Genomic DNA, 13,385 nt, shown 5'->3' with positions numbered 1-13,385 from the left:
ACGTTTTTAGGGCATAAAGAATTGAAGGAGCTTTTGGGTTTAGATGTTAAAAGTTAAGGGCTATTGATTCAAATCTTATATCTTAGTGAACACCTTAATTTGTCGCATTCAACCCACACAGTTAAATCTATTTACAGGTAACTTTATTTTCTAAATCTATAATCATGAATGAAAAACTAACAGCAGATTTACAGCAAACATTTAATTCCCTGATTAGCTTATTGGCTGGCTTGGATCAACAGCAGTTTAACCAAGTGCCATTTGAAGGTAGCTGGACTCCGGGACAGGTTGGAGATCATTTACTGAAATCCTACTCAGCAATAGAAACGTTAAAAGGAGAGGTTGAGGAAACTAGCAGGCCTATTGATCAAAATGTTAAAGTACTTAAAGAATTATTTCTGGACTTCAATACAAAGATGAAATCACCAGATTTTATCTTACCGGAAACCATAGAAATTGACCATAAAGAATTAATAGGTTCACTTCAAAAGACAACTAAAGAGATAATAGCATTTTCTTTAGATAACGACCTCTCTAAAACGTGCTTAGATTTTGAAATGCCTGGGATAGGATTTATGACCAGGTTGGAGTTAATTACTTTTGTTGATGTTCATACCCAAAGACACAATCATCAACTGAAATGTATGTTGCCATTTATTAGTAAAATAGAATAATGAGATAAGCTTATTTTTTGAGAAAAATCGTTAGACTAAGCAATGCAACGAACAAACATAATGGAGAAAATATTTGCGTATCGTTTATTGCAAATCCTGTTTGGGTGATTGTCTTAAAAAAACCAACAAATTTAAAGTCACCAATTGCGCGTAAAAAGAAAACAATAGCAATTCCTAAAGTTCCATATCGGAAATACTTTCTATTGATGTATTTATCAAATAACCCGTTATTGCCTATTGTTATTAAAGCCAATAAAAGTAACCCTATGGCAATAGTCAAAGTCCCCATAATACTGGGGTTCAAAACTTTAAGTCCGCTTGAATTTGTAGGCAAAACATCTCCATACCAAAGTTGACCACCAATAGCCCAATAAAAATGCAATATTGAAAGCAATAAAAAGATACTTGTGTTGACGACAATAAGTATAGTCGATGCAAAGTGTTTTTTCATTTAACTCAAAGGTAATAATTTATGAAAATAAAATAAAATGTTCTTAATCTTCCCTACGATAGAAAAAAGATTAAACAAATGGTGTGACGTTATAGGAATTCAGCGAAAAAATTTAGATTAAAAACCACCTATTGTATTAACTAGTTATGAGCAGGAAGTGGTTTCGCTTTGGGCTAGATAAGGTTTCAGTTAGGTTTTGCTTGGGTATTCCTTGCTAAAAGGTACCTTTTCCCAAGCAAGCCCCAACCAAGACCTAAGCAAAGGGTTACCGAGTCTGGAACGAACCCATAATCTGCTGCGCTCCAAACCTGAAGAAATACAGTCTATTTTCGTTTTGGATTATGCCATTTTTTTGGCAAATTTATTTTTTAAAATAAAATCACGCTAACTTTTAAAAGAATGGAAATGACATTTATTTCAATCCGGGGTATATGCCAATTAAGTTAAAAATGAAAAGAGATTAGCCTTATATTTGCATAGATGGATTGGGACTTTACTCAGCAAAAAATACTGGAAAAAAAGTGGTTTAAATTTACTCCTACTGGGTTAAGATTGAAGAATAGAAAATTACTTGAAACTCATGAGTACGAGTTAAAGTATGAAGATATAGGTTCTATAACAGTAGAGATTAGTGGGGGAAAACGTTCTTGGCTAGCTACTGGGATATTTTTAACATTGCTGTCATTCATAATTTTTTTGGATAAAAGCATAGGTTCGAATGTTGAAGATGGTGCTGAATTTTTTTATTTATTGATATCTGTTTCCTGTATAGCTGCATTTTTAATCACCTTTAAGAAAACATTGGTTTTGACTAAACCTGGAAATGTCAATCCAATTGAATTTTTAAAAAGGAAAAGTGACCAGGGTGCCTTAAATGATTTTATAGTTAAAGTAGCAGCAAAACGTAAAGACTATCTTCTTGAGAAGTATGGGGTGTTAAATGAAAAATTAACTTACGAAGCCCAATTCAATAATTTGAAGTGGCTTTTAGAAAATTACGCTTTAGACAGGAGTGAATACGATATAAAACTAATTGAACTTGAAGAACTTTATAAACCGACATCAGTTTTAGAAAGATTTTCTTTTTGTATTAATTAGTGAGGATTTGTTTTTTATTTTTAATCGAGGCCAAATGTTTTAAATGTGCAGCAGACATAATTTGAATAGAATCAGTCCTGATTTTAAGAACTTTTAAAGAATTTTCCGAAATTACCAAATTGGTAGTATCTTTAATGTCTTGACCGTTAATTACAAAAGGCAGATTACGCTTGTTACCCTGTATGTTATGTTTGTTGTAAAATTCTCTTAGTGTTGAGATTTTGATGCCTCGCTTAAGAGTAAGCTCCGCGATTACTGATGTTTCTTTCAATTTTCCAAATCGTTTTTCTGCTTCTTGTATTCTTAATACCCTTAGGTCAGCGATTTCCGAAGCATCAATCATCATATTTCTAGTAACTATTTCTTTTGAATAAGGGGTGGATTTAATGACAAAGAAACCAGGAGCGGCTTTATTAGTGCTTTGAGCGAGGGACAGTAATGGTATTAGTAACACACATAAAACTATAATTAATTTATTTTTCATAATTCTATTTTTAGTTTTTTTTAACAACAAAAGTGCTTTTGCCATTTCGCTTGATTGTGATGGATCTAAAGAAATCCAAAACACCTTAATATTGATGGATTTTACCGTGTCCACTCATCTTTTTCAAATTCATTCGGAAAATCCGTTAGAAGAACATACTATAACTTAATAGACACAATAACCAAATATAGGAATATTGAGTAATTCTCCATCCTGATCAACTACTTAAACTTTAACGCTTGGAATGCCCCCGTATTTGCGATCAGTTCAGGCATCAATTTCTGCAGGTTTTCTTTGGTATCAGTTAGGTAAAATACGTAAGCACTGGCCAAATCATTTTTATGGATCGTAATCATCAAGCAAATTTTATACTCCGTTCCAAAGGAATTATTCTTTAATTCAATGATGGTTGTACTACCCCAATCGGTCCCAAATTCTTTTTTAACAGCGTCTGGTGGAAAAGGTTGTGATCCAATATTTGGATTTGTTCCACCCCCGGCAACGTTCATGGCAATAGTCATCGCAATAACTTTGGCCATCATATCATTATCATCAGCTTTTGATAAATGTTTGGTTACGCCTTTTCCTCCAGTAATGGCTTCGGCAACGCTATATCCCATTGGGGATACCGCATAACGTACTTCCAAAGGTTTATCCTTAAATGTAACGGCATACTCATAGTGCATTTGCATGTTCTTAACTATTGGAATAACAATGGCATCTTTAGGCATGGTAAAAGTCATGCCAGCCAAGTTAAGTGCGTTTTGGAAAGATTCTGGTAATGCAGGTGCGGTTTGTGCTTTTGAAGCAATTGTAAAAAAAAGCAGCAGTGCAGAGATTTTAAGCGTTTTCATCTTTTAATATTTGGTTGTACAATATAGGAAATATTTAATCCTATACACTGCACTTATAGGGTTCTTGTCTGCACTGCATAACAACGGGTATCGATGTATGCGCAAGTCATTTTTATAAGGTAGCAAAAGGGTGTTAAGCGCAGAACTTCCTAACTTTAGGAAACTAAAGCTTCTTTTATTAAATTTGCAACAATGATTTTGTACAAAACCAATGAAGAAGTAGAACTGATGCGTATCAGTGCACTACTTGTAAGCGCAACACTGGCCGAAGTAGCTAAAGTACTTAAACCCGGCATTACTACACTGTCTATTGATAAGCTGGCCAATGAGTTTATATTGGATAACGGTGCCATTCCTTCTTTTTATAATTACAACAATTTCCCATTTCATATCATTACCTCTGTAAATGATGTGGTTGTACACGGTTTTCCGGATAAGAATGAATTGGTTGATGGCGACATCGTTTCTGTTGATGTGGGTACCATTAAAAATGGTTTCCATGGTGATCATGCCTATACTTTTATCGTCGGTGATGTTTCTGCAGAAATATTAAAACTGGTTAAAACGACCAAAGAGTCACTTTTTTTGGGCATAAAGGAAGCTGTAGTAGGTAAGCGCATGGGCGATATCGGATTTGCCATTCAAAATCACAATGAGAAGCAGGGTTATGGTGTGGTGAGAGATTTGGTAGGGCATGGCCTTGGTAAAGACATGCATGAGGATCCGCAGGTGCCAAATTATGGCAGAAAAGGTTCTGGTATGTTACTGAACCAGAACTTAGTAGTAGCCATAGAGCCAATGATTAATTTAGGTAAAAAAGAAGTCTTCTTAGATAATGATGGTTGGGCAATTAGAACTGCCGATGGAAGCCCATCTGTTCATTTTGAACATGATGTTTGCATTAAAAAGGGGGAAGCACTTATTCTTTCTGATTATACACCGATTGAAGCTGCTGAAAAACAGAATAGCAATTTGAATAGTTCTTATTATTAAAATAACCTCTGGGACAGTATGTTGTAAACAGTTCTATTTTATTTTTCTTGCTTGTCCCCATTTGTTTGTAGTAAATTGCCTTTAATTAGAACAACAAATATATTTAGCTTGAAACTAACAAGATCCCTCCGTGCCGTTTTTGCCATTCCAGTTATTGCCCTACTTGCTTTTATCCCAAAAGAGGACTCCTTAGACCGCTTAATTAACGCTTTGAGCAACTGGTCTAAGATAAATCCTGTTGAGAAAGTTTATTTGCACATGGACAAGCCTTATTATGCCCTTGGTGATACCCTGTGGTTTAAGGCGTATGTTACAGTGGGCAGTCACCATCAACTTTCTGCACTAAGTGGCGCCCTTTATGTAGACCTGATCAATGAGAAGGATTCCGTTTTAAGAACATTGAAACTTCCTATTTCTGCTGGTACTGCTATGGGTGATTTTGCGCTAGAGGACGAATGGCATGAGGGCAATTACCGGGTAAGAGCCTATACCAGATGGATGCGCAATGCGGGGGATGATTATTTTTACGACCATACATTTATGGTTGGAAGTTCTACCTATGAGCCAGGCGCTGCTGGAGCAAATGCCCTTACAGGAGGTAAAGCCACAAAGGCATCAGCTGCTGCTGATAAACAAGGACCGCAAGGTTACGATATACAGTTTTTTCCGGAAGGTGGAAGCCTGATTAATGGTGTTATTAGTAAAGTTGCTTTTAAAGCCATGGCGCCAACTGGTTATGGTGCTGCAGTTAAGGGAATTGTTGTTGATGAAAGCAATACCACTGTTGTTGATTTTACTAGTGAGCATGCGGGTATTGGTGAGTTTACATTAAGGCCGGAAGCGGCGCATACGTATTCTGCAAAGGTAACCACACCAGATGGGAAAGAAACTACCATTGCATTGCCAAAAGCTATAGATGGCGGTTATTCATTAGCTGTATTCCAACCAGCAGGTGATAGTGTGCTGGTTAGGATCAATGTATCTGATACGCAATTGAAGTTGCTGAAAGAGAACCCAGCGCTTGTTAGTTTGATTGTACAAAGTGGTGGAGAGTCTTTATTTACCATGAATGTGCCAATTGCCAGCGTTAGAACCTCTATATGGCTCAAGAAGAACGAGTTTCCAATGGGTATTGCTCAGTTTACTTTATTTGCTGCTAATGGTGAGCCTTTGAATGAACGGATCGCTTTTATAAAAAATAAGGATTTGATGAAGATAGAAGTGTCATCACCAAAGCAAACTTATAAGGGCAAGGAAAAGATAGAACTACAGTTAAATACACGTAATAAGGGTGGGGAACCGGCATCGGGAAGTTTTTCTGTTTCTGTTGTTGATGAGAGTAAAGCTCCAATAGATGAGTCGGAAGAAAGCACCATTTTTTCTAACATCTTGCTGACGTCTGACTTAAAGGGCTATATTGAAAAACCTAACTATTATTTTACTGCCAGTACAGAACCTATTAACAAGGCGCTGGATGATTTGATGATGACGCAGGGCTACCGCAGATTTAGCTGGAAAGAGATTACAGGGGCTACTGCCAATACGCCTAAGTTTAAAGCAGAGCAATTGGTACCTCGATTTCTGGAGTGGTAAAATCATTAAACAATAAGGTTTTTCCTGGTGCTAAAGTAAAGTTGTACTCGCTTAAGTCAGGTATTATATTGGATGCTGTTTCTGATTCTTTAGGCAGGTTTAGTTTTGATAATCTGGTGCTTACGGATAGCATTAAGTTAACGGTACAGGCTACCACAGTTAAAAATAGCAATAAACTGGAAGTCGTTCTTGACACGCTGACTAAAATGGGCATGAGGAAAAGGAAACTAAGAGCAGCAGATTCTGTGGCCTTTCTTTCTACCATGAAAGAATACGTTGCCAACTTAAAGAAACAGGATGAATTGTTGGTTAAAATGGGTGGAATGAGCAGGACTCAGCGATTAATGGAAGTAAATATTTCTGCTAAGAAAAGGGCTGGTCAGCAATATTCCGCTCAGGGTATGTTTAAGGTACCGGAAGGGAGTGCCGATCAAACTTTTATGTTTAAAAATCCCGGTGGTTGTGCAAGCTTAGGCCTTTGTTTACAGGGGATGTTGCAAGGTGTAGTATTTCAATCTTCTGAAGAGGTGCAACATTATCCCTTTACCAGAAATAAGGCGATGGACGTATACCTGGATGGACGTAAGTTACAGCCACAGGAGATTGGGGATATTTTTGATAACAACCAGATTGATCCCTCAGATATTGGAAAGATTGAGATAGTGCGTACCAATATGGCTATGATCAATATGTTAGGTGGGAATCCTTCACTTATGATTATTACTAAAGCTGGATATGTTAAGAGATCCTATAACCCTAATGTTGTAAATTTAAGTCCGAAGGGTTACAATAAGGTGCGTGATTTTTACTCGCCTAAGTATGATGGTCCGGGTAATGCTGCTGCGATACCAGACCTGCGCTCTACTATTTACTGGAATGCAAATGTAAAAACAGATGCAACGGGTAAAACCACACTGAATTATTTTAATGGTGATGGTCCGGGAAATTACAAAGTAGTAGTGGAGGGGATAAACGCAGCCGGAGAATTGGGCAGGCAGGTATTTAGATATAAAGTTGAGGCTGGCGCACAAGCTCAGCTGACTGAATTTGCAAAGATTGAAACCAATTTAGCTAAGCTTAAACTGGATACACTGGGTATAAAGTTACCAGTGGAAAGAACATACATGCACTTGGATAAAACCAGTTATAATGTTGGTGATACCCTTTATTTTAAAGGCTATGTATTTAGCGGACCAGGCTTAGCGGCAACAAAAACGAGTGGAGTGCTTATGGTTGAGCTAAACAACGACAGTGCAGAGGTGGTGCGTAGGGTTAGTGTGCCCATTAAAAATGGAGTTGCTATGGCACAAATTGTACTTCCGGGGAAAGTATTTAAGGAGGGTGGTTATACTTTAAGGGCATATACCAATTGGATGCAGAATTATGGAGATGGTCATTTCTTCAGTCAGCGGTTCTACCTTGGCGTTGCGCGTGCAGACAGGTGGCTGGTTAAGTCTACCGCGGAGATAGACAGTACAGCAAATGGCGATGAATTGAAAGTAAATCTTAACCTGATGAGGTTGGATAAGAGTCCGGTTGCCTTACGCGATGTATTGGTGCAATTGTTTGAAGGTGATAATTTCTTATATAGTGAAAAGCTGCAGACTGGCTCTGATGGTGCATTGAATTTTACGAGAGCACTAAAAAGACGCGCAAATGGCCGAAATATTAGGGTTGAGATTAGAAGTTTGCATCCGGCAGATAAAAACCAGATACTACAAGTCCCGTTAATCATACACCGTGTTCAAAAAATAGATTTACAATTTATGCCAGAGGGTGGCAAACTAGTGGCTGGTTTAAGATCTGTAATTGGATTTAAAGCAATTGCCGAAGACGGAAAGGGAATGTTTGTGGAAGGGAATATTTTGGATAAGGCTGAAAAAGTTGTAGGTAGTTTTTCTGCTGTGCACAACGGCATGGGTTCATTTGAATTTACGCCATTAGAAGGCGAAAGTTATAGTGCAAAGATTACCAGTCCCGCAGGTGCTATAAAACCTTACAACCTGCCGAAGGCGGCCAAAGAGGGGATTGCTTTAACCATACAGAACTTAGAAGGAAGTTCTTTTGTAACCTTAAAATTAGCCACAACTGCTAAAGGTTTTATTGCAGATAGCACTTATTATTTAATTGGAACCACAAGAGGCAAAGTGTACTATTCTGCCAAGATGAAACAGGAAGACCAAACCTTAAACATCCCGAAGGCTACTTTCCCAACTGGGATGACTCATTTTACTTTGTTAAAGGGCACTCAACCGGTAAATGAGCGTGTTATATTTATCAATCATCATGAAAAGTTAGACATTACCTTAGCCGCCAGTAAACCATCTTATGGAAAGCGGGAGCCTGTGGAGCTGGCTATTTTAGTTAAAGATAGAACGGGTGCTCCTGTTAAAGGTAGTTTTTCTATGGCGGTTACAGACAATAGCCAGGTTAGGGCTGATAGTGTTGGAAACAATGGCATTGATGTATCGCTATTGCTAAATTCTAATTTAACAGGCACGATAGAATCGCCTTCCTATTACCTCGGGACTGGTAAGAATGTTACTGCTGATCTGGACAATTTGATGCTTACGCAGGGGTGGACCGATTATGATTGGAAGATGGTTTTTAATTTTCCTAAAAAGATTCCATTTGGTGCGGAGGATGGTAATAAAATTACTGGATTTGTTAGAAGCTTGCTTGATAAACCGGTGGCTAAGGCTCAGGTATTGATATCGTCTCAAAAACCTAGTTTCCTTGTAACGACTTTTACAGACTCTTTAGGTAGATATACATTTAAAGATTTCCCAAAGATTGATACGGGATCGTTTTTTATACAGGCAAGGACGCCAAAAGGAAAAATCATGACTACAGGTGAAGTAACGGTAGATCGTTTTCAGGCACCAAAATTACCAAGGGGATTTCCTGAGGTAGTGATGCCGTGGTATGTGAACAGCGATAGCACGCAGTTGAGGAATTTTGCGAATAGAGTGGCAAAGAACGCTGCAGAGGATGGATTTGCTGGCGAAGGACTTCAATTGGATGAGGTAAGTATAAAAGCAACTAAAATAATCGCTGGTTCGCTTAATCCGTATGGTCCGGGTAAATCTGATTTGGCCTTTGATGCTGCCGATATTAAAGAGTCTGGTACTGCGAACCTTTACCAACTTTTAAAACAGAAAGTACCTGGATTTAAAGTGATCTACGATTATGAAAATAGCAAAGGTGCGCCAACCATCCGAATTGGGAAGTATGTGGTTTCCTCTGGAGATATTAATATTGATGGAAGACCTTTACAGCTTAGGGTAGATCATGATTGGTTGGTAGACGATTTGAAAGACGGTTTGGGTGAGTATACTCTGGCAAATATTAAGGGTATTGAAGTTATTTATAGCAGGAAATTTACGGTGCAAACGGTAGATAATTCTCCTGGTTACAGAGACTATAATTTCGCAAAGATTGAGATTACGACTTTAAATGGAAAAGGCTGGTACGTACCGGTTCATAATGATGTGGTGTATTACAGGCCATTGCCTGGTGTAACTCAGAAACAATTTTACAGTCCGAAATACACCGTTAACTCTCCTAAAGGACAAGATGATTACCGTTCTACTATTTTTTGGGAGCCAAACATCATAACTGATGCCAATGGTAAGGCAACGGTTTCATTTTATACCTCAGATTCGACAGGTGCTTACACCATCAGTTTTGAAGGAACTGACATGAAAGGCGGTTTGGGGAGTGCAAGAAAAGGGATAGTAGTGAATAAGTAAGATTTGTAGGGTTTAATACCTATTGCGGAAATAGCTTGAGCCTATTCGATTTCAGTATCAGGATATTGTAGGTTCAGATCTTCAACTATTTGATCTTTTGTTGGCCTCGATCTCACTAAATAAAGAAATGGAATAGCAGCTGCGATAAGAAAAACGGTATTGGCTGTCATTAAGAAGCCTACAACATTCATTAATGCGCCGCCTTCAAGAAATGCGCATCGTACTAGAAATGCAGTTTGATATTTCATGAATTTGGAATCAAATGTTTCAGCATTGTCTATAGCCGCGATTTGTTTATTGAATAAGAATATCCCGACAACGGTAACAATGATCGCAAGAATTGGGAACAGGGGATAGAGTCCGTTATTTTGGTTTAGTGCCACATCAAAATAGATGTTATTTTTAACTGTAATGGCAGATACAGCAGCTAATGTTAATATCGCCGCGCAGAATGCTAAGTGAATGGTTTTGATTGGCTTTAGTTTGCTTATTTGCGACATAATGGTCTATTGATGGATTTAAAATAAATGAAGATACTGATTGTATTGGTATATTCAGCAAATTGCTACCATTGATGTTTAAATTACGATTATTGCTGAATAATAACTCAAACTTGTCGTTTGCTCAATGGACATGAATCACCAAAAGTATTCTTCGCTTTTTTGTTTCAAATCTTAGAATTATGAAACAGAAAAAACTCTTCGGCATCCTCGCATTTATTTTGCTTTGCTTGCCGCATGTGCTTTTGGCACAACAGAAAGGCGATGGCTTTTCTACCATGAAACCAGGCGACTGGTTTGAGGTGCTGGTATCGGATACGGCCAGAAAGCCTAATAGCGAAAGCTACCGTTATAATATTAAGTACCTACTAAAAGAAGTTGAACCCAATGGAGATAGGCAAGTCAAGCTGAGTTTTGAAAGGATCAGGATAATATTCTCCACTCCTAAAAGTCAACCGCTTGGTTACGATTCTTACTATCCACCATTTAAGCAAGGTTTACAGCAGAGAACTGTTAAGCCAGTTTTTTTAGCAATAGTTGACAAAACAGGTAAGTTGAAATCAATGAAACCGGGAAATGTTTTTGCTAAAGTAACCCTCACTGAGGTCGCATCGCGTAAAGAATATGGAGGTACATCAATGGAACAAGATCCTATACATGAGGAAACTGCCTCTGCAGTATCGCAGCCAATATTTAAAGCTTTAGCCGACCATAAAAGTGATTGGTTTAATGGTGGGAAGTTATTTAAAGATACGAATTTAAGCTATGCGGTTTCTGCAGCGAGTTTCCCTATTAAACCGAATGTAGTGATTGAAGGAAGCATCAAAAATGTAAATCAGCAGGTTAGGGATAGGTTAAGTCTATATTTTCCTTTGGCAAATGGTGAATTTAAAATTGCAAAAGATGGAAGCTTTAAACTTACGGCACAGGTTGTCGAAGGATCAGGTGCTGCGCTGTACTATAGCTATTCGCTGGTAGATGATAAAAAAGCTGCGGCCATAATTGCTCCAAAAGGGGTTGATGTTGAATTGAAGATGTTTAAACTAGAGATACCCTTGTTTTTACAACCGGGAGATACACTTCTTATCAATGCAGATGGCAACGACTTTATAAATACTTTGCAATTTTCTGGAAATGCTGCTAAAAAAGCCGTGTATGCATTAAAATTGGCTAAGCTTGCGCAGAATAGAAAGACAGAGGAAATACCGTATGGTGTTAAGTCTTTTTCTGCAGAAAGCTTTATGAAAGCCCAGCAATTGGATAAAACTAGTTTCGATCAAATTGCCTTATCGTTTCAAGAGGTATTACCTGCATCCGTATTGAAATATTATCAGCTTAAATTTACTTTTGAACAGGCCACTGATCGACTGGATTTTTTATCGAAAACATTTTTTAAGAGTACATCCGATTCTCCCGAAGCCTTTGAGCATTTCCCAGATCACTTTTTTAAAGCTATAGATACACTACCGGTTTTGATGATCGATAACAATACTGCCGGTTGGTACACGTCTTTTTTAAACCTATTTACCCTGTATCAGAGTTTTAAAGTTAGTAAGCTAAACGGAGGTAGTGATGGATTTTTTCTTGGGGATTATGTTTTATCACTCAATTACCTAAAACGTTATCCTTTATATAGTTCGCTGGCTAGAGCATTTGACAATCAGCTGAAATCAAATAACTGGAAAAATGCGCAAACCCTGAAACCTTATTATGATGACTTTATTAACAATTGTGGAGATACCTCGTTGACGAGCCTGATAGTGCAGAAATGGCATACCGTATCTAACTGGGCACCGGGTAAATTACTTCCTTTAAAACCACTTAAACTTGCTGATGGAGAAACTTTGGGTTTTACCAAGTTCAAGGGCAAAGTATTGAGCATTACTTATAATTTTTACTACCCTGATGAAATGAAGAAGTTAATGGGGAGGATTAAAAAACAAGATGCAGCTAAAGTTCATTTTATTATTGTACAGTTAAAGGACGTAGGTTTCCCTGCGTCCACAATTGCTGAAGAGCTTAAAAAACTACCCCAGGTTACTTATGTTGAAGTAAATAGAAACGAAGTTGAAAAAGACCCTTCGCTATTAATTAGAATTTTTGATATTAAGACCTTTGTTTTGGATGCCGACTTACAAATTATTGAAGACAATATCAACGATAGTCCAAACAATTTACCGCAAGACGAGCTATTCAATGAAGCGATACAAAGGGCACTGGAACCCAAAAAAATGAATAAAGAGCAAAAGGCAGAATTAATTAAAACAATAGGATGGAGCGCAGGCTCCATTCTATTCGCCAGCCTTATTTTTTTATGGATCTACAAAACAAGGGTAGCAACAATAAGGAGAAAGGAATTTCTACAAAGACAAATGAAGGAATTGGAGATCAAGGCTATCCGCTCTCAAATGAATCCCCATTTTATGTTTAACGCATTAAATTCGATCCAGTCGCTCATTAATTCTCATCAATACAAAGAAGCAAATATTTACCTGGAGAAGTTTTCATTATTGATGCGAAGCGTATTAAACAATTCAGAAAAGACATTTGTGAGTTTATCTGATGAACTCGAAGCTGTTACACTGTATGCGGAACTGGAAAAGCTTAGATTTGATTTCACTTTTAAAATTGAAGTAGATCAAAATATCAATGCTGATCTAATAGAGATACCAGGTATGATTACCCAGCCTTTGATTGAAAATGCTATTTTACATGGCATTGCCAGAAAAGGTAGTGCTGGTTTACTTGTGGTTACCATTACAAAAGAGAGTGGCTGTCTAAAAATAGTGGTAGTTGATAATGGTTTTGGCTGGAAAGACCATAGTAAAGAACATAAAGGGTTTGGTTTAAAGCTGGTTAGGGAGCGATTGAATTTATTGAATACTGAGGATAGGAAAGGTGGCCTGGAGATCATTAGTGATTTAGCTGGTCAAGGTAATGGCGTTACTGCAGTTTTAACCATTCCTGTAGATTAAGAAATTGAACT

The 13,385-nt window shown here is 37.6% G+C and carries 10 protein-coding genes; 6 read left to right on the top strand and 4 right to left on the bottom strand.

Features of this window, described 5'->3' with window-relative positions; genetic code table 11:
* Nucleotides 1-164 precede the first annotated feature (164 nt).
* The gene (locus ACVWYN_RS16360) at nt 165-674 is read left to right on the top strand and encodes a DinB family protein (protein ID WP_457289958.1); all 510 of its coding nucleotides are present in this window, start codon (nt 165-167) and stop codon (nt 672-674) included.
* A gap of 10 nt (nt 675-684) precedes the next feature.
* On the opposite strand, the gene ACVWYN_RS16355 is transcribed toward ACVWYN_RS16360, so the two are convergent.
* Entirely contained in the window at nt 685-1,125 is a 441-nt protein-coding gene (locus tag ACVWYN_RS16355; protein WP_457289957.1) for a DUF3995 domain-containing protein, read from the bottom strand.
* A 480-nt stretch (nt 1,126-1,605) separates the two neighbouring features.
* On the opposite strand from ACVWYN_RS16355, the gene ACVWYN_RS16350 reads away from it, so the two are divergent.
* Nucleotides 1,606-2,223, top strand: coding sequence for a hypothetical protein (locus ACVWYN_RS16350; RefSeq protein ID WP_457289956.1), 618 nt, complete (start codon nt 1,606-1,608; stop codon nt 2,221-2,223).
* On the opposite strand, the gene ACVWYN_RS16345 is transcribed toward ACVWYN_RS16350, so the two are convergent.
* Entirely contained in the window at nt 2,216-2,821 is a 606-nt protein-coding gene (locus tag ACVWYN_RS16345; protein WP_457289955.1) for a hypothetical protein, read from the bottom strand. The two genes, ACVWYN_RS16350 and ACVWYN_RS16345, sit on opposite strands and share 8 nt — an antisense overlap.
* A gap of 107 nt (nt 2,822-2,928) precedes the next feature.
* Nucleotides 2,929-3,561, bottom strand: coding sequence for a hypothetical protein (locus ACVWYN_RS16340; protein WP_457289954.1), 633 nt, complete (start codon nt 3,559-3,561; stop codon nt 2,929-2,931).
* 192 nt (nt 3,562-3,753) lie between these two features.
* On the opposite strand from ACVWYN_RS16340, the gene map reads away from it, so the two are divergent.
* The 3 genes from map (at nt 3,754) to ACVWYN_RS16325 (ending at nt 9,899) form a co-directional block, all read left to right on the top strand.
* Nucleotides 3,754-4,554: a type I methionyl aminopeptidase gene (map, locus tag ACVWYN_RS16335; protein ID WP_457289953.1), complete on the top strand. Its 801-nt coding sequence runs from the start codon at nt 3,754-3,756 to the stop codon at nt 4,552-4,554.
* A gap of 108 nt (nt 4,555-4,662) precedes the next feature.
* Nucleotides 4,663-6,147, top strand: a complete 1,485-nt coding sequence (locus ACVWYN_RS16330; protein WP_457289952.1) for a hypothetical protein — start codon at nt 4,663-4,665, stop codon at nt 6,145-6,147.
* Nucleotides 6,141-9,899, top strand: coding sequence for a hypothetical protein (locus ACVWYN_RS16325; RefSeq protein WP_457289951.1), 3,759 nt, complete (start codon nt 6,141-6,143; stop codon nt 9,897-9,899). Before ACVWYN_RS16330 ends, ACVWYN_RS16325 begins: the two co-directional genes overlap by 7 nt.
* Before the next feature lie 41 nt (nt 9,900-9,940).
* On the opposite strand, the gene ACVWYN_RS16320 is transcribed toward ACVWYN_RS16325, so the two are convergent.
* Nucleotides 9,941-10,399: a hypothetical protein gene (locus tag ACVWYN_RS16320; protein ID WP_457289950.1), complete on the bottom strand. Its 459-nt coding sequence runs from the start codon at nt 10,397-10,399 to the stop codon at nt 9,941-9,943.
* Nucleotides 10,400-10,581: 182 nt separating this feature from the next.
* Here ACVWYN_RS16320 and ACVWYN_RS16315 point away from each other — a divergent pair, with 182 nt between their 5' ends.
* On the top strand, nt 10,582-13,374 hold the full coding sequence (locus tag ACVWYN_RS16315; protein ID WP_457289949.1) for a sensor histidine kinase: 2,793 nt from the start codon (nt 10,582-10,584) through the stop codon (nt 13,372-13,374).
* Nucleotides 13,375-13,385 lie beyond the last annotated feature (11 nt).

Source organism: Pedobacter sp. UYP24 (assembly GCF_054057295.1).
Note: the sequence above shows the minus strand (reverse complement) of the source record. Positions and strands in the feature narration are given on the sequence as shown.

What these genes read in the sequence shown, in the direction of transcription:
- ACVWYN_RS16355 (WP_457289957.1), bottom strand. Translation starts at nt 1,125, where the DNA reads ATGAAAAAACACTTTGCATCGACTATACTTATTGTCGTCAACACAAGT.
- ACVWYN_RS16350 (WP_457289956.1), top strand. Translation starts at nt 1,606, where the DNA reads ATGGATTGGGACTTTACTCAGCAAAAAATACTGGAAAAAAAGTGGTTT.
- ACVWYN_RS16320 (WP_457289950.1), bottom strand. Translation starts at nt 10,399, where the DNA reads ATGTCGCAAATAAGCAAACTAAAGCCAATCAAAACCATTCACTTAGCA.
- ACVWYN_RS16315 (WP_457289949.1), top strand. Translation starts at nt 10,582, where the DNA reads ATGAAACAGAAAAAACTCTTCGGCATCCTCGCATTTATTTTGCTTTGC.
- map (WP_457289953.1), top strand. Translation starts at nt 3,754, where the DNA reads ATGATTTTGTACAAAACCAATGAAGAAGTAGAACTGATGCGTATCAGT.
- ACVWYN_RS16360 (WP_457289958.1), top strand. Translation starts at nt 165, where the DNA reads ATGAATGAAAAACTAACAGCAGATTTACAGCAAACATTTAATTCCCTG.
- ACVWYN_RS16340 (WP_457289954.1), bottom strand. Translation starts at nt 3,561, where the DNA reads ATGAAAACGCTTAAAATCTCTGCACTGCTGCTTTTTTTTACAATTGCT.